This is a genomic window from Microbacterium sp. G2-16M, assembly GCF_055809115.1.
On record NZ_CM147897.1, the window covers coordinates 1,585,993 to 1,606,503 of the forward strand.

The 20,511-nt window shown below is 70.7% G+C and carries 24 protein-coding genes and 2 pseudogenes; 16 read left to right on the plus strand and 10 right to left on the minus strand.

Annotated features, from left to right (window positions below):
* Window positions 1-3: 3 nt before the first annotated feature.
* The 9 genes and pseudogenes from AC0L6F_RS07515 (at window position 4) to csrA (ending at window position 7,402) form a co-directional block, all read left to right on the plus strand.
* A complete protein-coding gene (locus AC0L6F_RS07515) occupies window positions 4-927 on the plus strand; it encodes a flagellar motor switch protein FliM (RefSeq protein WP_473539767.1) in 924 nt (307 codons plus the stop codon).
* Window positions 924-1,592, plus strand: a complete 669-nt coding sequence (gene fliN / locus AC0L6F_RS07520; RefSeq protein WP_473539768.1) for a flagellar motor switch protein FliN — start codon at window positions 924-926, stop codon at window positions 1,590-1,592. Before AC0L6F_RS07515 ends, fliN begins: the two co-directional genes overlap by 4 nt.
* Before the next feature lie 49 nt (window positions 1,593-1,641).
* Window positions 1,642-1,941: pseudogene (locus AC0L6F_RS07525) on the plus strand (flagellar biosynthetic protein FliO); the annotation flags it as partial.
* Between the two features lie 288 nt (window positions 1,942-2,229).
* A complete protein-coding gene (fliP, locus tag AC0L6F_RS07530; protein ID WP_473539977.1) occupies window positions 2,230-2,964 on the plus strand; it encodes a flagellar type III secretion system pore protein FliP in 735 nt (244 codons plus the stop codon).
* Window positions 2,961-3,236, plus strand: coding sequence for a flagellar biosynthesis protein FliQ (fliQ, locus tag AC0L6F_RS07535; RefSeq protein WP_274636018.1), 276 nt, complete (start codon window positions 2,961-2,963; stop codon window positions 3,234-3,236). The genes fliP and fliQ overlap by 4 nt, the downstream gene beginning before the upstream one ends.
* 1 nt (window position 3,237) lies before the next feature.
* Window positions 3,238-3,999 carry a flagellar biosynthetic protein FliR gene (gene fliR / locus AC0L6F_RS07540; RefSeq protein ID WP_473539769.1) on the plus strand — a complete coding sequence of 254 codons (762 nt, stop codon included), beginning with the start codon at window positions 3,238-3,240 and terminating at the stop codon, window positions 3,997-3,999.
* Complete coding sequence (locus AC0L6F_RS07545) at window positions 3,996-5,087, plus strand: EscU/YscU/HrcU family type III secretion system export apparatus switch protein (protein WP_473539770.1); 1,092 nt, start codon at window positions 3,996-3,998, stop codon at window positions 5,085-5,087. The genes fliR and AC0L6F_RS07545 overlap by 4 nt, the downstream gene beginning before the upstream one ends.
* Window positions 5,084-7,144: a flagellar biosynthesis protein FlhA gene (locus tag AC0L6F_RS07550; protein WP_473539771.1), complete on the plus strand. Its 2,061-nt coding sequence runs from the start codon at window positions 5,084-5,086 to the stop codon at window positions 7,142-7,144. Before AC0L6F_RS07545 ends, AC0L6F_RS07550 begins: the two co-directional genes overlap by 4 nt.
* A gap of 9 nt (window positions 7,145-7,153) precedes the next feature.
* A complete protein-coding gene (csrA, locus tag AC0L6F_RS07555; RefSeq protein WP_259612715.1) occupies window positions 7,154-7,402 on the plus strand; it encodes a carbon storage regulator CsrA in 249 nt (82 codons plus the stop codon).
* A gap of 44 nt (window positions 7,403-7,446) precedes the next feature.
* Here csrA and AC0L6F_RS07560 read toward each other — a convergent pair whose 3' ends face one another.
* A complete protein-coding gene (locus AC0L6F_RS07560) occupies window positions 7,447-8,334 on the minus strand; it encodes an aldo/keto reductase (protein ID WP_473539773.1) in 888 nt (295 codons plus the stop codon).
* Between the two features lie 41 nt (window positions 8,335-8,375).
* Window positions 8,376-9,005: a hypothetical protein gene (locus AC0L6F_RS07565; protein ID WP_473539774.1), complete on the minus strand. Its 630-nt coding sequence runs from the start codon at window positions 9,003-9,005 to the stop codon at window positions 8,376-8,378.
* 255 nt (window positions 9,006-9,260) lie between these two features.
* Between AC0L6F_RS07565 and AC0L6F_RS07570 the strand changes: the two genes are divergently transcribed.
* Window positions 9,261-9,650, plus strand: a complete 390-nt coding sequence (locus tag AC0L6F_RS07570; RefSeq protein ID WP_274636025.1) for an SHOCT domain-containing protein — start codon at window positions 9,261-9,263, stop codon at window positions 9,648-9,650.
* 221 nt (window positions 9,651-9,871) lie between these two features.
* On the plus strand, window positions 9,872-11,062 hold the full coding sequence (locus tag AC0L6F_RS07575; protein WP_473539775.1) for an N-acetyltransferase DgcN family protein: 1,191 nt from the start codon (window positions 9,872-9,874) through the stop codon (window positions 11,060-11,062).
* Here AC0L6F_RS07575 and AC0L6F_RS07580 read toward each other — a convergent pair.
* Window positions 11,036-12,034 (minus strand): EamA family transporter, encoded by a 999-nt coding sequence (locus AC0L6F_RS07580; protein ID WP_473539776.1) that lies wholly within the window; start codon window positions 12,032-12,034, stop codon window positions 11,036-11,038. The genes AC0L6F_RS07575 and AC0L6F_RS07580 overlap by 27 nt on opposite strands.
* A 39-nt stretch (window positions 12,035-12,073) precedes the next feature.
* Here AC0L6F_RS07580 and AC0L6F_RS07585 point away from each other — a divergent pair, with 39 nt between their 5' ends.
* Window positions 12,074-12,610: a CGNR zinc finger domain-containing protein gene (locus AC0L6F_RS07585; protein ID WP_473539777.1), complete on the plus strand. Its 537-nt coding sequence runs from the start codon at window positions 12,074-12,076 to the stop codon at window positions 12,608-12,610.
* Window positions 12,611-12,719: 109 nt separating this feature from the next.
* On the opposite strand, the gene AC0L6F_RS07590 is transcribed toward AC0L6F_RS07585, so the two are convergent.
* Window positions 12,720-13,070, minus strand: a complete 351-nt coding sequence (locus AC0L6F_RS07590) for an ArsR/SmtB family transcription factor (protein ID WP_274636029.1) — start codon at window positions 13,068-13,070, stop codon at window positions 12,720-12,722.
* 87 nt (window positions 13,071-13,157) lie between these two features.
* Here AC0L6F_RS07590 and AC0L6F_RS07595 point away from each other — a divergent pair, with 87 nt between their 5' ends.
* Entirely contained in the window at window positions 13,158-14,468 is a 1,311-nt protein-coding gene (locus tag AC0L6F_RS07595) for an FAD-dependent oxidoreductase (RefSeq protein ID WP_274636030.1), read from the plus strand.
* On the plus strand, window positions 14,456-14,971 hold the full coding sequence (locus tag AC0L6F_RS07600) for a GNAT family N-acetyltransferase (protein WP_473539778.1): 516 nt from the start codon (window positions 14,456-14,458) through the stop codon (window positions 14,969-14,971). The genes AC0L6F_RS07595 and AC0L6F_RS07600 overlap by 13 nt, the downstream gene beginning before the upstream one ends.
* A 56-nt stretch (window positions 14,972-15,027) precedes the next feature.
* On the opposite strand, the gene AC0L6F_RS07605 is transcribed toward AC0L6F_RS07600, so the two are convergent.
* Window positions 15,028-15,564: a YaeQ family protein gene (locus AC0L6F_RS07605; RefSeq protein ID WP_274638456.1), complete on the minus strand. Its 537-nt coding sequence runs from the start codon at window positions 15,562-15,564 to the stop codon at window positions 15,028-15,030.
* Window positions 15,565-15,681: 117 nt separating this feature from the next.
* Window positions 15,682-16,467: pseudogene (locus AC0L6F_RS07610) on the minus strand (GDSL-type esterase/lipase family protein); the annotation flags it as partial.
* Window positions 16,468-16,487: 20 nt separating this feature from the next.
* Between AC0L6F_RS07610 and AC0L6F_RS07615 the strand changes: the two are divergent.
* Window positions 16,488-17,012, plus strand: coding sequence for an EXPERA domain-containing protein (locus tag AC0L6F_RS07615; RefSeq protein WP_473539779.1), 525 nt, complete (start codon window positions 16,488-16,490; stop codon window positions 17,010-17,012).
* A gap of 7 nt (window positions 17,013-17,019) precedes the next feature.
* Here the strand turns inward: AC0L6F_RS07615 and AC0L6F_RS07620 are convergent, their stop codons facing one another.
* From AC0L6F_RS07620 to arsB, 3 genes are read right to left on the minus strand one after another with little or no spacing between them, the layout of a single operon-like run.
* Window positions 17,020-17,424 (minus strand): arsenate reductase ArsC, encoded by a 405-nt coding sequence (locus AC0L6F_RS07620; protein WP_473539780.1) that lies wholly within the window; start codon window positions 17,422-17,424, stop codon window positions 17,020-17,022.
* A 16-nt stretch (window positions 17,425-17,440) separates the two neighbouring features.
* On the minus strand, window positions 17,441-18,436 hold the full coding sequence (locus tag AC0L6F_RS07625) for a metalloregulator ArsR/SmtB family transcription factor (RefSeq protein WP_473539781.1): 996 nt from the start codon (window positions 18,434-18,436) through the stop codon (window positions 17,441-17,443).
* Entirely contained in the window at window positions 18,433-19,524 is a 1,092-nt protein-coding gene (gene arsB / locus AC0L6F_RS07630; protein WP_473539782.1) for an ACR3 family arsenite efflux transporter, read from the minus strand. Before arsB ends, AC0L6F_RS07625 begins: the two co-directional genes overlap by 4 nt.
* A 133-nt stretch (window positions 19,525-19,657) precedes the next feature.
* Here arsB and AC0L6F_RS07635 point away from each other — a divergent pair, with 133 nt between their 5' ends.
* On the plus strand, window positions 19,658-20,086 hold the full coding sequence (locus tag AC0L6F_RS07635; protein ID WP_473539783.1) for a pyridoxamine 5'-phosphate oxidase family protein: 429 nt from the start codon (window positions 19,658-19,660) through the stop codon (window positions 20,084-20,086).
* A gap of 36 nt (window positions 20,087-20,122) precedes the next feature.
* Here AC0L6F_RS07635 and AC0L6F_RS07640 read toward each other — a convergent pair whose 3' ends face one another.
* A complete protein-coding gene (locus AC0L6F_RS07640) occupies window positions 20,123-20,503 on the minus strand; it encodes a nuclear transport factor 2 family protein (protein ID WP_473539785.1) in 381 nt (126 codons plus the stop codon).
* Window positions 20,504-20,511 lie beyond the last annotated feature (8 nt).

Genomic DNA, 20,511 nt, shown 5'->3' on the forward strand with positions numbered 1-20,511 from the left:
GGCGTGGTGATCGAGACGAGTGCGCCCCTCGACGTCCCTGCAGAGGCCGGGGCGTCCATCGAGGTCGAGGTCTACGACTTCGGTCGTCCGGCGACCCTGTCGCGCGAGCACGCGCGCCTGCTCGAGCTCGCGTTCGAGACGTTCTCGCGCCAGTGGGCGTCCCAGCTGTCGGCGAAGATCGGCGTGCGCACGCACGTGTCGGTCGAGCTGGTGACCATGCAGACCTACGACGAGTACGCCGACTCGCTGCCCGCCACCACCACCATGGTGGTGTGCGCCCTGCCTGAATCGGACGAGCGCGTCATCCTGCAGTTCCCGCTGTCGGCGGCCATCTCGTGGATCGTGCAGATGGTGGGCGGCAAGCCGGTCGCCCAGCCCGAGGAGCGGCCGTTCAGCCCGATCGAGCAGGCCCTCGTGCGCGCGCTGATGACGGATGCCGCCGACAATCTCACGAATTCACTCGGCGGGCTGCTGCCCGCCCTCTCGATCGCCGGCATCCAGTACAGCTCGCAGTTCGCCCAGGTGGCGGCGGCCAGTGACCTGGTCATCGTCGTGCGCTTCTCGATGCGCCTGGGCGACCGCACCATCCCGGCCAGCGTCATGCTTCCGGCATCCGTCGTCCTGGAGAGCCTGACCTCGCAGAACCCGGACCGGACCGATGCGGCCGCACCCGGGCTGCTGCGCCGGCAGGTCGAGGCCACGCCGGTCGAGGTCGCGCTGCGGCTCGCCCCGCGCACGGTGCTGCCGCAGGAGGTCCTCGGCCTGATGGTCGGCGACGTCATCTCGTTCCCCCACGCGGCCGACCGGCCGCTCGACCTGGTCACCGACGACCATCTGATGGCCACCGCGGCCGCCGGCACCAGCGGCGCCCGGCTGGCCTGCGTCATCACCGCGACCGCGCCCGATCCCGCCGAGGAGTCCCCGTGACCAGCACCACCGCCCACGAAGCCGCCGTCGCCGCCGCGTTCGCGGCCACCCTGCCGACGGCCGTCCCGGTCACCGCACGCGCCGCCCAGGCGTCCGGCGACACCGGCGAGGCCGTCGTCGTCAGCTACATCGGCGAGACGAGCGCGCAGCTGGCCGTGCAGATCCTCGACCAGGAGTCCCTGATCGACGGCCTGCTCGAGGCCCCCCTGCCCGACCGGCTGCACGGGGCGATGGCCGCCGCGGTCGCCGCCCTCGGCCCCGGGACCCTGGGCGAGGCCAGCGTCGAGGACGCCTCCCGCATCTTCGCGCACCCGCTCGCCCAGGTCTTCGACCTGCAGGACGAGAGCGGTCGCGCGATCGGGCGGCTCGCGGTGCGGATCACCCACACCGCCGACACCGCCGGCCACGCCTCGACGCCTTCTCGGCGGCTGCACCGCATCGCCGGCGTCGAGATGGAGCTGACCGTGGAGATCGGCCGCACCCGCATGGCCGTGCGTGACGTGCTCGACCTGGAGCCCGGCCGCATCGTCGAGCTGGATCGCTCGGCCGGCGCGCCCGCCGACGTCAAGCTCAACGGCCGGATCATCGCCCACGGCGAGATCGTCGTGGTCGATCAGGACTACGCGGTGCGGATCACCCGCATCCTCGAGAACGCCGAGGTCTGAGCTGGAAGACCTGCTGCTGGCGCTGCGCGTCGCCGTATCGCTGGCGGCGGTGCTCGGCGCGCTCTGGTACCTGCAGCGCCGGCTCTCGCGTCGCACGGCAGGTGCCGGAACGCGCCGCCGCGCCGAGCAGAAGGTCACCGTGCTCGGCCGCCAGGCGCTGGGGTCGAAGGCCCAGCTGGTCATCGTCCAGACCGAGGACGCCCGCTACGTGCTCGGGGTCACCGAGCACGGTGTCAGCGTCGTGGATCGGCTGCCGGCGACCCCGCTCGCCGCGGACGAGCCGGCATCGATCGAGCTGCGCCGCAGCGCGCCCACCCGCGCGCAGGGCCCCGCCGCGATCGCGTCGTTCGACAGCATCCTCACCGCCGCCTCGACCACGGATGCCGCGACCTCCCTCCCGCTGCGCGCCGATCGCCGCGCGGCTGCGCCGTCCGCGTCCGTCCTCCTCTCCGCTGAACGCGCCGCGGCCGGGCGTCCGCCCCTCAGCCCGTTCGCGTCGCTGACGACGCTGGGCGGCCTGTGGCCGCGCGGCATCGGTGCCGGCCGCAGCGTCGGCCGCCCGGCATCCCGCGGGCGGCGCACCCTGCGCTGGACGCTGCTGATCGCCGGCGTGATCGTGGTCGGCGGCATCCTCGCGATGACCATCGGCACCCCCGCGCACGCCGCGGTCGTCGACCCGACGCCGCCCACCCCGCCGCCCAGCGGCATCACGATCGACATCAACGGCGACGACGGCTCGCCCTCCGCCTCGATCCTGGCCCTGCTCGGGATCACGCTGCTGTCGGTCGCCCCGGCCCTGCTGCTGATGATGTCGTCGTTCACGAAGATCTTCGTGGTGCTGGCGATGACCCGCAACGCCCTGTCGCTGCCGACCATCCCGCCCAACCAGGTGCTCGCCGGGCTCGCCCTGTTCCTGTCGCTGTTCATCATGTGGCCGGTGCTCACCGACATCAATCAGGTCGCCGTGCAGCCGTATGTGGACGGCACCCTCACGTTCGCGCAGGCGATCGACGTCGGCCAGGGACCGCTGCGGGACTGGATGCTGTCGTACACGCGTGGGGAGGACCTCGCGCTCATGTCACGGGCGGCGGGGGTGGCCAACCCGGCCGATCCGCAGAGCGTCCCGCTGCACACGCTCATCCCCGCGTTCATGATCTCCGAGCTGCGCGCCGCGTTCGTGATCGGGTTCGTGATCTTCGTGCCGTTCCTGGTCATCGACCTGGTCGTGGCCGCGGCGCTGATGTCGATGGGCATGATGATGCTGCCGCCGGTGATGATCTCGCTGCCGTTCAAGATCCTGCTGTTCATCCTCGTGGACGGCTGGGGTCTGATCGTGCGGTCGCTGCTGGAGAGCTACGGAGGCGGCGGATGAGCCCCGAAGCCGCCCTCGACATCGGCGCGCAGGCGCTCGTCATCGCGGCGAAGCTGGCCGCTCCCATCCTCGTGACCGCACTCGTGGTGGGCTTCGCGATCTCGCTGCTGCAGTCCATCACGCAGGTGCAGGAGGTCACGCTCTCGTTCGTGCCGAAGGCGATCGCCGTCGGCATCGCTCTGCTGGTGGCGGGCAACTGGATGATCACCGAGATGATCTCGTTCACGAACGAGATGTTCACCCGCATCCCCACCCTGCTGTCGGGGGGATGACGTGCACATCCCCGTCGACTTCGCCTGGCTCGAGGTGACGATGCTGGCCGCCGTGCGCATCACCGCGTTCCTGTTCATCGCCCCGCCGTTCTCGTACGGCGCGATCCCGGCGCGCATCAAGGGCATGCTCGCGGTCGGGCTCGCCCTCGCCGTGAGCGGCACGGTCGCACCCGGGTACCAGAACCTCGACACCGGGCCGTTCCTCGGGGCCCTGGTGCTGCAGCTGATCATCGGGGCGCTGCTCGGCTTCCTGGTGCTGCTCTGCTTCTCGGCGGTCCAGGCGGCCGGCGGGCTGATCGACGTGTTCGGCGGCTTCCAGGTGGCCCAGATGTTCGACCCGCAGGCGCAGGTGAACGGCGCCCAGTTCGCCCGGCTGTTCCAGATGACGGCGCTGGTCCTGCTGTTCACCTCGGGCGGCTACCAGCTGATCATCGCCGGGCTGACCCGCAGCTTCACCGCCGTGCCGGTCGACGGCCCGTTCGCGGTCGCGGCATCCGCCCGCCTGCTCGTGGACGGTCTGTCGCAGATGCTGCTGGCGGCCATCCAGATCGCCGGCCCGCTCATCCTCGTGCTGTTCCTGGCCGACGTCGCGCTGGGCCTCGTCACCCGCGGGGCTCCCGCGCTGAACGCGTTCGCGCTCGGCATGCCGGTGAAGGTGCTGCTGACCCTGGTGCTCGCCGGTGCGGTCTACCTCGCCCTCCCGCACATCGTCGAGTCGCTCGGCTCGGACGCGCTGCGCATGATGCGGGGGGCGGGACGATGAGCGGCACCGACAGCGGCGAGCGCAGCGAGAAGGCCACCGACCGTCGCCTGCGCGAGGCGCGGCAGAAGGGCAAGCTGTCGCGCAGCCAGGACCTGACCGCCTGGCTGGGCATCGGGGCGGCGGCCCTGTGCATGCCCGCCGCCATCGCGGCCGGGGCCTCCGCCGGCACCGAGCAGATGATCGTGCTGAGCGCGGTCATGCGCGACCCCACGCCGGCCGCCGCGATCAGCGCTCTCGGCCGCGGACTCGGCTCGGTGCTGGCCACGCTGGGGCCGCTGCTGGCCACCGTGAGCATCGTCACCCTGGTTGGCTCGGTCGCGCAGGGCGGCGTGCACCTGCGGCTGCCGACCGGACGGTTCCAGCAGTTCGACCTGGTGAGCGGGATGAAGCGGCTGCTGGGCGCACAGGCACTGTGGGAGGGCGCGAAGGCGCTGCTGAAGACCGCCGCCATCGCGATCGCGGTGTGGGCGGTGATCGCCGGGCTGATGCCGGTGCTGGCCGCCAGCGGCGCCCACTCCGTCGCGCTCCTGCTCGACACGGCCGCCGACGGCACGGCGGCGCTCCTGCAGGCCACGGTCGGCGTCGGCCTGGCGCTTGCGGCGCTCGACGTGTTCGTCGTGATGCGCCGCAACATGAAGCACACGCGCATGACCAAGCGCGAGGTCAAGGACGACAGCAAGAACACCGAGGGCGACCCGCTCGTGCGCCAGCAGCGCCGTTCGCGCCAGCTCGCGATGAGCCGCAACCGGATGATCAGCGCCGTCGCCGACGCGGATGTCGTCGTGGTCAACCCCACGCACATCGCTGTGGCGCTGCGCTACGAGCCGGGCAAGTCCGCCCCGCGGGTCGTCGCGAAGGGCAGCGGGGTGATGGCCGAGCGCATCCGCGACAAGGCGACGGATGCCGCGATCCCGCTGATCCGCGACATCCCGCTCGCCCGCGCCCTGCACGCCGCGTGCGAGCTCGGCCAGGAGATCCCGGAAGACCTGTACACCGCCGTGGCGCATGTGCTCGTGTTCGTCGACGCCCTGCGTCGGCGGGGAGCTGCCCGCGGCATCCACTCCCTTCCCAAGAGGAGGACCGCATGAAAGACCTGCTGCGCAAGCTCGCCGTGCCGATCGGCGTGGTCGGCATCCTGATGCTGCTGGTGGTGCCCATCGTCCCGCTGCTGCTGGACACGCTGATCATCCTGAACATCATGTTCGCGCTGGTCGTCCTGCTGACGACGATGTTCGTCAAGAAGCCGCTCGACTTCTCGGTGTTCCCGTCGCTGCTTCTGGTGGCGACGCTGTTCCGCCTCGGCCTGAACGTGGCCTCGACCCGGCTGGTGCTCGGCGAGGCGTACGCCGGGCAGGTGATCGAGGCGTTCGGGCAGATCGCGGTGGGCGGATCGCTGATCATCGGCGCCGTCGTGTTCCTCATCCTCGTGGTGATCCAGTTCGTGGTGGTCACCAAGGGCTCGGAGCGCGTGGCCGAGGTCGGCGCGCGCTTCACCCTGGATGCCATGCCCGGCAAGCAGATGGCCATCGACGCCGACCTGAACGCGGGGCTCATCACCGACGTGCAGGCACGGGAGCGGCGGGCCGAGGTCGCCGCCGAGGCCGACTTCTACGGCGCGATGGACGGCGCCTCGAAGTTCGTCAAGGGCGACGCGATCGCCGGGCTCGTGATCATCATCATCAACATCGTCGGCGGCATCGCGATCGGCATGGTCCAGCGCGGGCTGTCGATCGACGAGGCGGTCAGCACCTACACGCTGCTCACGATCGGCGACGGCCTGGTCACCCAGATCCCCGCCCTGCTGATGGCCGTGTCCACCGGCATGATCGTGACCCGCTCGGGCGCCGACACCGAGATCGGGCAGGCGGCATCCGCCCAGCTCGGGCAGTCGCGGCACGCCCTCGCGATCGCCGGGGGCGCCGCCATCGCGCTCGCGCTCATCCCGGGGATGCCGATGCTGCCGTTCGCCACGATCGGCGCCCTGCTGCTGCTGGCCTCGCAGCGGGTCAAGGCCGGCCAGGCCCGCCGGGCCGCCGCCGCCGAGCCGGCGGCCGTCGCGCCGGCCGCCGAGGGGACGGACGAGCTGCTGGACCGGATGCGGGTGCACCCGCTCGAGATCCTGCTGGCGCCCGACATCGTCGACCTCGTGGTGGGCGGCCCGGACGATCTGCTGGCGCGGGTGAAGGCGCTGCGCCGCCGGATCGCGCTCGAGCTGGGCCTGGTCGTGCCGCCCGTGCGCACCCGGGACAGCGTCGAGCTCGGCCCCTCCAGCTACGTCATCCGCGTCGCGGGGGTCGAGACCGGCCGCGGCACCGCACCGGCCGGATCGGTGCTCGCGCTCGGCCAGGGGCTGGACACGCTGCCCGGCTCGGCCGTGCACGATCCGGTGTTCGGGCTGCCGGGCAAGTGGATCCCGGCGCAGATGCGGCACAGCGCCGAGGTCGCCGGGGCCACCGTGATCGACCGCGCCAGCGTCATCGTCACGCACCTGTCCAGCGTCATCCAGTCCGCCGCGGACCGCCTTCTCAGTCGCGAGGACGTGCGACAGATGACGGATGCCCTCAAGCAGGTCTCCCCCGCCGCCGTCGAGGAGCTCACCCCGTCGCTGCTCTCGCTCGCCGAGATCCAGCGGGTGCTGCAGGGGCTGCTCGCCGAGCGCCTCCCGATCAACGACCTGGCCCGCATCTACGAGGCGCTCGCCCTGCGCGCTCGGGTCTCGACCGAGCCGGAGGGGCTGACCGAGTCCGCTCGCGCGGCGCTCGGGCCGGCGGTCGGGGCGCGCTTCGCCGAGGCCGGCACGCTCCGGGTGATCATGTTCGCGCCGCTGCTGGAGCAGGCACTGCTCGAGGGCATGCGCACGGCCGAGGACGGCTCGCACATCGTGCTGGAGCCGGATCGGATGGAGGCGGTCATCGCCTCGGTGAAGCAGACGGCCGCCGCGGCCGGTGACGGCGGCGAGACGGTCCTGGTGTGCGCGCCGAGCCTGCGGGTCGCGGTGCGGCGGCTGGTGTCCGCGCAGACCGACGGGCTGCCGGTGCTCTCGTACACCGAGGCCAGCAGCGCGGGAGTGGCGATCGAGACGGTCGGCGTCGTGCGCGAGCAGGTGCCCGGCGCCGCATCCGCGAAGGCGGTGGCGTCCCAGTAGGGTGGGAGGATGCTGGTGTTGACGAGGCGGATCGGCGAGAGCGTGCTGATCGGCGACGACGTCACGATCACCGTGCTCGAGGTCAAGGGCGACAGCATCCGCATCGGCATCGACGCTCCGCGCTCCACGCGCATCCAGCGTGCCGAGATTGTCGCGGCGGTCGGCGAGGAGAACGTCTCGGCCGCAGCCGACGCCGGCGCCGACGCCCAGAGCGCCATCGTCGCCGCGCTGTCCCGGCGCCGTCCCTCCGACCGGTAGCAGCCCGCGGCGGCAGCGGCCGCACGACCCGGCGCCCGGTGGGCTCAGGCCTCGTCGACGACCCGGTCGAACAGCTCCTCGCGGGGCACGTCCGGGTCGGGCCCGCTGCGCACGCCGGTGTCGAGCGCGTCGATGCGCGCAAGCTCGGCGGGTGAGAGCTCGAAGTCGAAGACGTCGAAGTTCTCGGCGATCCGCTCGGCGTGCACCGACTTCGGGATCGCCGAGCGCCCCTCCTGCAGGTGCCAGCGCAGCATGATCTGCGCGGGCGACCTGCCGTGGGCGGCGGCGAGGTCGGCCAGCGTGGGGTCCTCCATGACGCTGCGGCGCTCGTCGCCCCACGGTCCGGGGTAGAACGTGATGCCGCCGATCGGCGACCAGGCCTGCGTGACGATGCCGTGCGCGGCATCCATCGCCCGCACGTCCGGCTGCGAGAAATACGGGTGCAGCTCGACCTGGTTGATCGCCGGCACCACATCGGTCGCCGCCAGCAGCCGGGCGAGGTGATCGGGCATGAAGTTGCTGACCCCGATCGCCCGGACCCGGCCGTCGGCGAACAGGGTCTCGAGCGCCTTGTAGGCGCCGATGACCGCGTCGGACCGGCTCGGCGCGGGCTGGTGCAGGATCAGCAGATCGAGGGTGTCGACACCCAGCTTTCCGGTCGCCTTGTCGAACGCGTGCAGGGTCTTCTCGTACCCGTAGTCCGACACCCACACCTTCGTCTCGATGAAGATGTGGTCGCGGGCGATGCCGGAACGGCGGATGCCCTCGCCCACCTGGCGCTCGTTGGCATAGGCCGCCGCGGTGTCGATGTGCCGATAGCCGACCCGCAGCGCGGTGTCGACGGCGGCCGCGGTCTCTTCCGGCGGACTCTGGAACACGCCGAGCCCCAGGGCGGGCATGATGACGCCATTGTTGAGGGTGATCTCGAACATGGATGCTTCTTCCTCTGCGATGACCGGGCCGACGGCGGCGGTCAGATCTTGATCGGGAACGTGAGCATCACCACGATGAGCACGATCGCGATCACGACCGCCAGGCCCAGGAGGGTCCGGCGGACCCAGGGCGCGAACTCCCGCTGCGACATCGCGGTCAGGAACAGGACCAGGGCGAACATCACGGTCAGGAGCGAGAAGTTGTCGCCGCGCTGGTTGTCCACCAGCGCCTGGGCGAACTTCGCGTCCGCCCGGGCGCCGAGCTCGGCGGCCTGCTTCGTGCCCGGGGGCACGTATTCGTCCATCGCGAGCGGGCCCTGCTCCTTTCGGCCGTCGGCCATCCAGGCGTCGAACGCCACCCGGAACTCGGGGCTGAACCGCTGCTCGACGTATGCGGCGAGGCCCTTGTCGCCCTGGGCGTCGGCGAGCGCCCACTGCACGTACACGGTCAGGTCGAACTGGCGCGCGTCGCGCGCGGCACCGTCCGCCGAGGACTGCTGGATCCGCGCGCTGGAGGCCTGACTGAACGCGATCGACATCTCGCCGCCCCATTTGGACGCCTCGAATCCGCACCAGGCGGTGAGCACCGCCGTGATCGACAGCGTGAACACCGTGACGATGTCGAACAGGTGTCGTCGCCGTGCCGAGACGGCGTTCTCGTGCTCACTCATCCCCGTGCGCCATACTCACCGTCGTGCCCCATCGAATCCACTTCCTCGCGATCCGGCCGCTGATCCGATCCTGCCCTGAGCAGGCCGACGCGGGCCGGAATGTTCGCCCATTGCGGGTGACGACTCCGCGGTCTAGCACGACCCGGGTCCTGCTGGCGCACAGGAATCACCCGTGATGGGGGATGACAGAAGCGCATCCGGTGCGCCAAGCTGGGCGCGTGGGCCGTGCGGTCCACTTCCTAAGAGGGGTGACAAATGACTTTCTGGTCGAGTTTCTGGGACATCATCTGGTGGTTCTTCTGGGCCTTCGTGTTCATCTCCTACCTGTTCGCGCTGTTCGCGATCATCGGCGATCTGTTCCGCGACCGCAAGCTGAACGGCTGGTGGAAGGCGCTGTGGATCATCTTCCTGATCTTCGTGCCGTTCTTGACGGCACTGGTCTACCTGATCGCCCGCGGCAACGGCATGGCCGAGCGCAGCGCCGGGCAGGCCAAGGCGGCGCAGGCCGCGGCCGACGACTACATCAAGTCCGTCGCCGGCGCGAGCCCGAGTGACGAGATCGCCAAGGCGAAGGCGCTGCTCGACTCGGGCACCATCACCGCCGACGAGTACGCCAAGATCAAGGCACGCGCGCTCGCGGGCTGACGGTCCGACACGGCCGGGCTCCGGCATCCGTCTGACGGATGCCGGAGCCCGGTGCGTGTCCCGGGGCAGCGGCCGGCGCTCACCGGTCCAGCACAGGAACCACCGGTAGGATGCTGTTCTCGGCGATCTCCGCCGGATCAGGGAAGACTTCTCGTTGAACGTCGGGCTCGTCCGCCCGGCCGCGATTGCGTCGCCTCCTCTGAACTATTCAGAGGACCGCCATGTTCCCGTCTCCCTCCGTCCCCGAACTCATCCCGGCTTCCCTGCCCCGCGGGTCGACGGCCGTCGTCTACTGCGAAGGCCAGTTCGGCGAGCAGGACGGAAAGACCGCCAACGGGCTCGTGCGCCACTCCGAGCGCTACGAGATCCTGAGCGTGATCGACAGCACCCGCGCCGGCGACGACACCGGATTCGTGCTCGACGGCGTGCGCAACGGCATCCCGCTGCTGGCGAGCCTGACCGACGCCATCGCCCACGCCGGCGGTGTGCCGGACTACCTCATCTGCGGGATCGCCCCGTCCGACGGGCTCCTCACGGCCGATCAGCGCATCGTCCTGCTCGACGGGATCACCCGTGGGATGCACATCATCAACGGCCTGCACGAGTTCCTGGCGGACGACATCGAGTTCGCCGCCGCCGCCCTGCGTGCGGATGTGACCATCACCGATGTCCGCCGCCCGAAGCCGAAGAAGGACCTCCACCAGTTCTCCGGCCGGATCTTCGACATCCCCTGTCCGCGGATCGCGATCCTCGGCACCGACGGGGCCATCGGCAAGCGCACCACCGCGACCCTGCTCGTGGAGGCGCTCAACGACCGAGGCGTCAAGGCCGTCCTGGTGGGCACCGGACAGACCTCCCTCATCCAGGGCGGCAAGTACGGCGTCGCCCTGGACGCCCTCGTCCCGCAGTTCTGCGCCGGCGAGGTCGAGAACCAGGTCGTCGCCGCATATGAGACCGAGCGCCCCGACGTCATCGTGGTCGAGGGGCAGGGCGCGCTCAGCCACCCCGCCTACCTCACCTCGGCGTACATCCTCCGCGGAAGCAGACCGACCGGCGTCATCGTCCAGCACGCCCCGAAGCGCAAGACGCTCGGAGACTTCCCGATGATCGCCATGCCCACCGTGGCCAGCGAGATCGCCCTGATCGAGGCGTTCGCCGACACCCAGGTGATCGGCGTGACGATCAACCACGAGAACATGAGCGACGCCGAGATCGGCGCCTCCATCGACGAGTACGAGCTCGACCTCAACCTGCCGGCGACCGACGCGCTGACCCGGCCGCTGGATCGCCTGGCCGAGATGGTCCTGGACGCCTTCCCGGGCATCGAGGCGGCCCGCTCCGCCCGTGGCACCGCCGTCGACGGATCCGGCACTCCTCTCGCCGGGTCAGCGAGTCCGGTGGCGCCGCGCTGATCCGACGGGGCTCCGGGCCGGCGCGACCGGCTCGACGAACTCGGTGGCCGTCCGCTCCCCGAGCTTGACGACGATCACGCCGACGAGCACGAGCACCGCGCCGACCGCCTGCAGCGGGTCGGGCAGCTGGCCGAGCATCAGCCAGCCGAACAGCAGCGCGGCCATCACCTCGGCCAGCGCGACGAACGAGGCCAGGCGCGAGCCCAGCATCCGGGTCGACGTGATGCCCAGCACGTACGCGAGCGCGGTCGCGAGCAGTCCGATGGCCAGCACCGGCACGAACCACGGCACGGTGCCGAACCGGTAGGCGACGTCGTGCGTCGTCCATCTCATGGGCAGCACGCCGACGGCGCCGGCCAGGGTCAGGGCGACCGCGCCGACCAGCAGTCCCAGCCCGGCGAGCGAGATCGGCGGCAGCCCGGTGTCGCCGCGTCCGGACAGCACGAAGTACGCGGCCGCGCCGATCATCGCCCCGAGCGCCCACAGGATGCCGGGCAGGCTCACGCGGGCGCCGGTGAGGATGTCGAGCATGAGCACGAGGCCGGCCAGCGCGATGACCGCGCCGAGGATGCTGCGCCCGCTCGGCCGCTCGCCGCGGCGTGCCCACAGCCACAGCACCACCGCGACCGGGGCGGTGTATTCGATCAGCAGCGCGATGCCGACATCCATCACGGCCACCGCCTGGAAGTAGAACAGCTGGGTCGCGGCCACGGCCAGCACCCCGTAGGTGACGATCAGGCCGGCATTCCTGCGCACGATCCTCCACCGCCCGCGCAGCGCGACCAGGGTCGGCACGAGCAGCACGAGAGCGGCGACCCAGACGCGGGCGGTGACGGCGGCCCCCGGGGTCCAGCCGGCGTCGATGAGCCCACGCGCCCAGGCCCCCGACATCCCGAACGCGAAGGCGGCGCCGAGCGCGACCAGCAGTCCGACTCCGATGCGGGAGCGGACGTCATTGGTCACTGTGCTCATGATCCATGACGCTAGCCCTGTCCGATGTAACATGTCAACATGATCTTCGCCGATGACACCGAAGACGCCCTGCGGGCGGCCGTGTGGCTGGCCAACAGCGCGGAAGCACCGGACACGCTGACCTCGCTCGCTGATGTCGACCGGCTGCTGCAGGAGTTCCCCTACTCCGGTCGCATCGACCGGGACGAGGCCGAGCTCGCCGGACTGCAGGCGCTGCGGCGGCAGCTGCGCGGGATGCTGCTGGCTCCGCGCGACGAGATGGTGGCGCGGGTGAACTCGGCCCTCGCCGCCGTCACGCTGGCGCCCCGTCTGACCCGCCACGACGGGGCCGACTGGCATCTGCACGCCGTGACCGATGATCGGCCGCTTCCCGAGCGCATCCTCATCGAGACGACCATGGCGCTCATCGACGTCATCCGGGCCGAGGAGGGCAGGCGGATCACGGTGTGCGCCGACGGGGACTGCGCAGCGATCGCGCTGGATCTCTCGCGCAACCGGTCCAGGCGGTACTGCTCGACGACGTGCGCGAACCGCAATGCGGTCGCCGCCTATCGGGCCCGGCAGGTGGCGGGCTGAGCGCGACGCGGTAGGCGTCTCGGCCCGCGCTGTCGAATTCCGCTGACGCGCCCGAATCTTTCATGCGCGGATGCCGGAAACGGGCGCGCGAGCGACCAACCTCGCGCGCTCAGGACGGATCGAGCAGCTGCGACACCCGATCCAGCGCACCCGGGACGAGGGCGAAGTAGGCCCATGTCCCGCGCTTGCTGCGGGCCAGGAACCCCGCCGCGGTGAGGACCTTGAGGTGGTGCGAGATCGTCGGCTGACTCAGCCCGACGGCGTCGACGAGATCGCACACGCACGCCTCGGTGTCCGGCGCCGCCGCCACGATCGACAGCAGCCGCAGACGGGCCGGATCGGCGAGCGCCTTCATCGTGGTCGCGAGCTGCTCGGCTTCGGCGATCGTCAGCGGCTCCCGCACGAGAGGCGTGCAGCACGCGCCGGCGGAGACGTCGATCACATCCAGCATCCGGGTCATACATCGATCATAATCGATATTGACAGTCGTCGATAGATGGCGGCAGAATCGACCTGTGGCACCCACCGACATCCCCCGGAGGCAGCTGTGACGTTGCTCGATCTCACCCCCCGCGCCGCGACGACCGAGAGGCTGTCGACTCTCCCGGTCGCGATCATCGGCGCCGGCCCGATCGGCCTGGCGGCCGCGGCCAACCTCGTCGAGCGCGGCATCGACTTCATCGTCTTCGAGGCCGGCGACCGGATCGCGGCGAGCGTGCAGGAATGGGGCCACACCCGCCTGTTCTCGCCGTGGAAGCATCTGGCCGATCCGGCATCCCGGCGGCTGCTGGAGCAGCGCGGCTGGGCGCTTCCCGATCCGGAGCGGGCCCCGAGCGGCGCCGAGTTGGTCCGGCAGTACCTCGTGCCACTGGCCGCGCTCCCCGAGATCTCGTCCCGGGTCCGGCTCGGCGTCGAGGTCATCGACCTCGCCCGCGAGGGAATGGACCGCACCCGTACGAGGTCGCGCGCCGCGACGCCGTTCACGGTGCGGATCCGCGACCGGCAGGGCAGGATCGAGGATGTCGCGGCCCGGTCGGTGATCGACGCGTCGGGCACGTACCGGTCGCCCAATCCGCTGTCGGCCAGTGGGCTCGCGCTGCGGGGGATGTCCGAGATCGAGGAGAGCGTCGTCCCCGCCCTCCCCGATGTGCTCGGCCGTGACCGGGCGCGGTTCGCCGGAGCGCACACCACGGTCGTCGGCGCCGGGCACTCCGCCGCCAACACCCTTCTGGGGCTGGTGGAGCTTGCGCGCAGTGAACCGGGCACCGCGATCACCTGGCTGATCCGCAGTGCGCAGGCCGCGCGCGTCTCGTCATCGGCCGACGATGAGCTCGCCGATCGTGCACGGCTCGGCGCACGCGTCGATCAGGCCGTCGCCGAGGGCATGGTCGAGGTGGTCTCGGACTTCGAGATCATCAGCGGCCGCCGCGCGGGCGATGCCGTCGAACTGGTCGGTCACCGTCGGGGCGAGGTCGTCACGCACCGCACCGATCTGGTGGTCAACGCCACTGGCTTCCGCCCCGATCTCGGCTTTCTGCGCGAGATCCGCCTCGAGCTCGATGAGATCGTCGAGGCGCCGAAGCGGCTTGCCCCGCTCATCGACCCCAACCTCCACTCGTGCGGGACGGTCGAGCCGCACGGGTTCCGCGAGCTCGCCCATCCAGACCCGGGCTTCTTCATCGTCGGGATGAAGTCCTACGGACGCGCACCCACCTTCCTGCTGGCCACCGGCTACGAGCAGGTGCGGTCGGTCACCGCGTGGCTGGCCGGCGACACGGCGGCGGCATCCCAGGTCGAGCTGGTGCTGCCGGCCACCGGAGTGTGCTCCACAACCGACGGCGGCGGATGCTGCGCGTGACCGCGATCCGCGAGCTGACGGCCGCCGACTGGCCCGCGATCGAGCGGATCTATGCGCAGGGCATCGAGGACGGCGAGGCGACGTTCGAGACGACCGTGCCCACGTGGGCGGCCTTCGACGCCGGGCGACTCCCCCGGCCGCGCCTGGTGGCCGTGGACGATTACGGCGCGGTCGACGGCTGGGTCGCGGCATCCGCCGTCTCATCCCGCGCCGCCTACCGCGGGGTGGTCGAGCACTCGGTCTACGTCGACCGGGCGGCGCGCGGACGAGGCCTCGGCCGCCTGCTTCTGACGGCCTTCATCGCGGCCGCCGAGGATGCCGGCATCTGGACGATCCAGTCGAGCATCTTCCCCGAGAACACTGCCAGCCTGCGGCTGCACGAGGCGGCGGGGTTCCGCACCGTCGGCCGACGCGAGCGCATCGCGAAGGCCGAGGCGGGCCCGCACGCCGGCCGGTGGCGCGACACGATCCTGATCGAGCGGCGCAGCGCCGCCGACCAGTGACGGCCGACCGGCCGCTGCGCTGATCCGAGCCGGGCCGGACGGGCCGCGCACAGGGGTCAGATCGAGTGGTTGTGGATGCCGCTGGTCAGGGTGGTCCCGTTGAGGTCGAGATAGAGCTGGTGCTCGGTCACCGACAGCGTCATGGTGTTGCGTCGTCCGAGGGCGGCCGCGGCCGCCTCGACGAAGCCCGGATCGAAGCTGTGCACCGCGATCGCGTCGGCGCGGTAGATGGTCTTGCCGGTCCACTGCGCGATCACCCGGACAGGGTCGCGGTGGGTGTACACGGCGGTGCGGTCGGCGAGCTTGCTGCCGAAGTGCAGGCGCGCGGCATCCGGGGCTCCGACCTCGATCCACGCGGTCACCGCGCCGGTGCGGTCTCGCACGAGCACCGCCGGCTCGTCGGCCGAGGCGATCCCCTCGCTGAACGCGATGCCCTCTTCGAACTCGAGGCAGTAGGCCAGCACCCGCGTCATCATGAACGCGTCGGTCTCAGAGGCCTGGCGGGCCACGCGCAGCGTCAGATCGTCGTACACCCCGCGGTCGACGTCGGCCAGCTGCACGGCGAACGTGTGGATGACCGCGCCGATCGACATAGGGCCCGAGTCTACGCCGGGGACGACGGACTCGGCCGTGCCCGCGGCCCCGGCCGCGCCGGCGGTCGGGGCGAGGTCGCGCATCAGCGCGGCGCGGATCGGCGGAGCGAAGCGCGCATAGCCCGCGGCGTTGAAGTGCAGGCGGTCCGGGCCGAACAGCGAACCGTCGATCTCGCCGTCCGGGGTGAGCAGGCTCGGTGCGGTGTCGATGAAGGTGATCTCGCCCGACTCCTCCGCCCACTCGCGCAGCAGACGGTTCGCCAGGGTGATCTCGCCGCGCACCTTCGCCCGCGACGGCGTCTCGGTGATCGCGACGTAGAAGATCGGGACTCCCGGCAGCCGGCGGCGGACGTCGGCGAGATACCGGCGGACGCGCGCGACGACGTCGGCTCCTGTCTTGGACACGAACGGAAGGCCGTTGATGTCGTTCGACCCCGCATAGACGACCACCGCGCGCGGCGCGAAGGGCAGGACGAGGCGGTCCAGATAGAACGCCTGGTCGCCGATCTTCGTGCCGCCGATGCCGATGTTGGTCGTGTGGAGCGGGGCCAGGTCGTCCGCAGACGAGGTCCAGCGCTCGAAGAACGAGCTGCCGGTGAGCAGGATGTCGCCGTTCGGCCGCTTGCCCCGGTAGCGCTGCTCGATCTCGGCGACCTTGCGCCCGAACACCCGCGGGTGATCGCCGCCGAACAGCCAGAGCATTCCCGCCCAGCCGGCCGCCGCGACCGCGAGCAGCGCACCCACCACGATCCCGCCCACGCGAGCGGCCCGCCTCCCGCGCGCACCGCGCACGCTGCCGGACGAGTAGTTCACCACACGTGTCGCGATCCGCATAGAGGCCACGGTATCCCCCGGTGGCCGACCAGGGGGACGCGAGGTCGACCTCAGCGCATCCGGGCACATGGTCCACTATGTTCGGGAACGTGACCGCCACCGTCTCCACGTCCACGCCGGTCCGGAATCTGCCGCTGCGGCAGAGACCGTTCGACATCGCGTTCCTGGTGGTCTTCTCGATCTTCATCGTGACCTGCATCATCAGCGACTCGGTCGAAGGCCTCGGACTCGATCAGGTCGCCGACTCGCCCAACCTGCTCGTGCAGTGGAACTACTGGTACGCGAGCAACTTCGACCCGCTCTATCAGTCGCACCCGCTGTGGCTGCGGTTCATCAGCGGCACGTCCGCCTTCGTCTACGTGATCTTGTACGTGCTGCTGATCATCTCCATCGTCCGCGGCTGGAACTGGATCCAGCTGCCCAGCGTCATCTACGCGACGATGATCATCGCCCTGACCGGCATCCCGATCTTCGGTGTCGAGTTCTTCGGCCGACCGGGCGAAGCCAGCCCCAACATCCCCGTGTTCCTCGCGTTCAACCTGCCCTATATCGTCTTCCCGCTGCTGCTGCTGATCCGCATGCGCAAACCGCTGCCGTTCGCCCGGCGCTGGTGACCCGCCCTCAGCCGAGGAGTTCGGCGGCCAGCGCCTGGATCCGGGTCTTGATCTCGTCACGGATGGGCCGGACCGCCTCGATGCCCTGGCCCGCGGGGTCATCGAGCGTCCAATCCTCGTATCGCTTGCCGGGGAAGAACGGGCAGGCATCGCCGCAACCCATGGTGATCACGACATCCGACGCCTGCACCGCTTCGGTGGTCAGCACCTTGGGCGCTTCCGCGGTGATGTCGATGCCCTCCTCGCGCATGGCCTGGACGGCGACGGGGTTGATCCGGTCGGCGGGGAGGGAGCCGGCCGAGCGCACCTCGATGCGATCGCCGGCGACGCGGCGCAGGTAGCCGGCCGCCATCTGGGATCTCCCGGCGTTGTGGACGCAGACGAAGAGCACGGAGGGCTTCTGAGCGGGCATGAGGAAATCCTTCGGATCAGTGGGCGACCAGAGTCTCGAGCAGGGTGCGGACGCGGGTCTCGATGTCGCCACGGATGGCGTCGACGCCCTCGGCCGAGGCGAGGGCCGGATCGCCGACTGACCAGTCCTCGTAACGAACGCCTGGGATGATCGGGCAGACATCGCCGCAGCCCATGGTGACGACGACATCCGCGGCTCGCACCGCATCGTCGGTGAGCGGCTTCGCGAACGCGGTGTCGGCCGCCTGGCGTCCCGCGATCTCGGAGAGAAGGGAGCGGACCTGCGGGTGGATGTCCGGGGCCGGGGTGGAACCGGCGGAGCGGGCGACGACCTGCCCGGCGCCGAGCCGGTTGACGAGGGCCGCGGCGAGCTGGGAGCGCCCCGCGTTCTGCACGCAGACGAAGAGCACCTGGGGCACCGACGTCTCGCGGTCACGGCTGAGGTCGGCGAGCCGCTGCCGGGCGAAGCGCTCCGTCAACGGAATCAGATGCTGCGTGAGCCGGGCGGAGCGGACCAGCCCCGCGTACGACTCGCGCACGATCGCCACCACCAGATCACGGTGCAGGTCGGTGAGCTCCGCCGCCAGCTCCTCCGCGAGGCGGGTGACCCGGGCATCCATCGTGCGCAGCGCGTCCGCCTGCTCGGCGCCGTCGTCTCCGGTTTCAAGGACGACCGCGGGAGCGAAGGCCTCCAGCAGCGCCGTGGTGGCGGCACGGCGGGCGGGGGCGATGCGGTAGTAGACCCAGGTGCCGCGCCGTTCGGAGAGCAGCATCCCGGTGTCCTTGAGCACCTTGAGATGATGCGACACCGTCGGCTGTGAGACCTCTGCCAGCTCGGCCAGGTCGCAGACGCAGCATTCGCCGCGGGGGTCCGTGGCCAGCGCCGACAGCATCCGCAGCCGGAGCGGATCGGCGAGGGCCTTCAGGGAGTCGGCCAGGGCTGCCGCGTACTCCGGTCCGATGGCGTGGGATGACGAGGGCGCACAGTCTTCGGCGGCGAGGGCGGTGCTCATGCGGCGTTCCCTTCGTTTGGGTCGGTGTGGAACCAGGCGCGGGCGGCCCAGAGCGAGACGTAGACGAGTGCGACCAGCACCGGGACCTCGATCAGCGGGCCGACGACTCCGGCGAGGGCCTGACCCGACGCGGCGCCGAATGTGCCGATGGCCACAGCGATGGCCAGCTCGAAGTTGTTGCCCGCGGCGGTGAAGGCGAGCGTGGCGGACCGGGCGTAGCCGAGTCCGAGCCCCCGGCCGAGGAGGAGCCCGAGGAACCACATCAGACCGAAGTAGGCCAGGAGCGGAAGGGCGATCCGGGCGACGTCGAGGGGTCGGGAGGTGATCGCCTCGCCCTGGAGCGCGAACAGCAGCACGATGGTGAACAGCAGACCGTAGAGGGCCCAGGGGCCGACTCGGGGAAGGAACGTCGCCTCGTACCAGTCCCTCCCCCGGCGCCGCTCACCGATCCAGCGCGAGGCGAAGCCCGCGACGAGCGGCACACCGAGGAACACCAGCACGTTGAGGGCGATCTGCCCGACCGACACCTCGAGCCGATGGGAGTCGAGGCCGAGCCAGCCCGGCAGCACGGCGAGGTAGAACCAGCCCAGCAGCGAGAACGCCACCACCTGGAAGACGGAGTTGATCGCCACCAGCACGGCGGTGGCCTCACGGTCGCCGCAGGCGAGGTCGTTCCAGATCACCACCATGGCGATGCAGCGGGCGAGGCCGACGATAATCAGGCCCGTGCGGTACTCCGGAAGGTCGGGCAGCAGCAGCCAGGCGAGGGCGAACATCAGCGCCGGGCCGACGAGCCAGTTCAACACCAGCGATGAGACGAGCAGCCGCCGGTCGCCGGTCACCGCCGCAACCCTGTCGTAGCGCACCTTCGCGAGCACCGGGTACATCATCACGAGCAGTCCCAGCGCGATGGGCACCGAGACTCCACCGACCTCGAGCCGCGCGAGCAGCTCCGAGACGCCGGGCACCCCCCGTCCGAGGACGAGACCGGCGACCATGGCGAGCACGATCCAGGCCGGAAGCCATCGGTCCAGGGTCGACAGCCGGCGGACGGCGGGGCGAGCCGCGGCTCCGACTTGATTCGACATTCTTCTATATTGATGGATGTCGAATCAGACCGCAACCTGCTCGCGTCGGCGAGCCACGATCTGGCGGCGACATCCGATCGTCGACACGTGTCGTCATGTGATGCGTGTCGGACGTGTGCGGGAGAATCGCGGCATGGAGTGGAGCGAGCGACAGATCGAGTTTCTGAACGAGAACCATGCCGCGGCGATGATCACGATCGCGCGGGACGGCACCCCCAAGGCGGTGCGTGTCGGCGTCGCCCTGGTCGACGGCAGGCTGTGGAGCAGCGGCACCGCAGACCGGATCCGCACGACCCGGCTCCGCCACGAGCCGCGGTGCACGCTGTTCGTGTTCGACAAGGCATACGCCTACCTCACGATCGAGTCGACCGTCACGCTGCTCGAAGGGGCCGACGCGCCGCAGCGCAACCTCGAGCTGTTCCGCGTGATGCAGCGGCGCCCGACCGGCCCGTTGACCTGGTACGGCGAAGAGCTCGGCGGGGATGCCTTCCTCACCCGGATGGCCGAGGAGCATCGGCTGGTCTACGAGTTCGCTCCGACGAAGGCCTACGGCCTGCTGTGAGACCCCGGGCGCCTGACTGCGAGCGACTGCCGAGCTCTAGGTCCCCTCGCCCGCCGGTCGGGTGCCTACAGGCGGCATCTGGCCGACATCGGTCCAGACCTCGGTCATCCGATGGATGAGTCCGTCCCGGAGGTGCACGAACGTGGCGCACTCGAAGTGGTCCGTACCGCTTGCGCCGTGGCCGGTGACGTGTGATCGGCAAGCGGCTGCATCACCGCCGCCGACCAGCTCCTCGACGCGCAGCCGGTCGAAGCCTGGATACTCGGCGTTCAGTCGAACCCACGAGTCCCGGTCGAGGTTCTCGCCGGTGTGCACAAAGCGACAGACGAAGTCCGGGTGCAGGTACTCGCCCAGCGTGTCCCACCGGCGCTCATCGATGGCCTGCATGAGTGTGCTGAGGATGTCCGCGGCGTCCATCGCCAAAG

Bases quoted from the DNA above. Each gene is read 5' to 3' on its own strand.
- AC0L6F_RS07620 (WP_473539780.1), bottom strand. From the start codon at position 17,424: ATGCCCGCTCAGAAGCCCTCCGTGCTCTTCGTCTGCGTCCACAACGCC.
- AC0L6F_RS07590 (WP_274636029.1), bottom strand. From the start codon at position 13,070: ATGACCCGGATGCTGGATGTGATCGACGTCTCCGCCGGCGCGTGCTGC.
- AC0L6F_RS07640 (WP_473539785.1), bottom strand. From the start codon at position 20,503: ATGGACGCCGCGGACATCCTCAGCACACTCATGCAGGCCATCGATGAG.
- arsB (WP_473539782.1), bottom strand. From the start codon at position 19,524: ATGTCGAATCAAGTCGGAGCCGCGGCTCGCCCCGCCGTCCGCCGGCTG.
- AC0L6F_RS07625 (WP_473539781.1), bottom strand. From the start codon at position 18,436: ATGAGCACCGCCCTCGCCGCCGAAGACTGTGCGCCCTCGTCATCCCAC.
- AC0L6F_RS07570 (WP_274636025.1), top strand. From the start codon at position 9,261: ATGACTTTCTGGTCGAGTTTCTGGGACATCATCTGGTGGTTCTTCTGG.
- AC0L6F_RS07550 (WP_473539771.1), top strand. From the start codon at position 5,084: ATGAAAGACCTGCTGCGCAAGCTCGCCGTGCCGATCGGCGTGGTCGGC.
- AC0L6F_RS07575 (WP_473539775.1), top strand. From the start codon at position 9,872: ATGTTCCCGTCTCCCTCCGTCCCCGAACTCATCCCGGCTTCCCTGCCC.
- AC0L6F_RS07605 (WP_274638456.1), bottom strand. From the start codon at position 15,564: ATGTCGATCGGCGCGGTCATCCACACGTTCGCCGTGCAGCTGGCCGAC.
- AC0L6F_RS07585 (WP_473539777.1), top strand. From the start codon at position 12,074: ATGATCTTCGCCGATGACACCGAAGACGCCCTGCGGGCGGCCGTGTGG.
- AC0L6F_RS07580 (WP_473539776.1), bottom strand. From the start codon at position 12,034: ATGAGCACAGTGACCAATGACGTCCGCTCCCGCATCGGAGTCGGACTG.
- fliQ (WP_274636018.1), top strand. From the start codon at position 2,961: ATGAGCCCCGAAGCCGCCCTCGACATCGGCGCGCAGGCGCTCGTCATC.
- AC0L6F_RS07635 (WP_473539783.1), top strand. From the start codon at position 19,658: ATGGAGTGGAGCGAGCGACAGATCGAGTTTCTGAACGAGAACCATGCC.
- AC0L6F_RS07545 (WP_473539770.1), top strand. From the start codon at position 3,996: ATGAGCGGCACCGACAGCGGCGAGCGCAGCGAGAAGGCCACCGACCGT.
- AC0L6F_RS07565 (WP_473539774.1), bottom strand. From the start codon at position 9,005: ATGAGTGAGCACGAGAACGCCGTCTCGGCACGGCGACGACACCTGTTC.
- AC0L6F_RS07560 (WP_473539773.1), bottom strand. From the start codon at position 8,334: ATGTTCGAGATCACCCTCAACAATGGCGTCATCATGCCCGCCCTGGGG.
- fliP (WP_473539977.1), top strand. From the start codon at position 2,230: ATGACCATCGGCACCCCCGCGCACGCCGCGGTCGTCGACCCGACGCCG.
- AC0L6F_RS07600 (WP_473539778.1), top strand. From the start codon at position 14,456: ATGCTGCGCGTGACCGCGATCCGCGAGCTGACGGCCGCCGACTGGCCC.
- csrA (WP_259612715.1), top strand. From the start codon at position 7,154: ATGCTGGTGTTGACGAGGCGGATCGGCGAGAGCGTGCTGATCGGCGAC.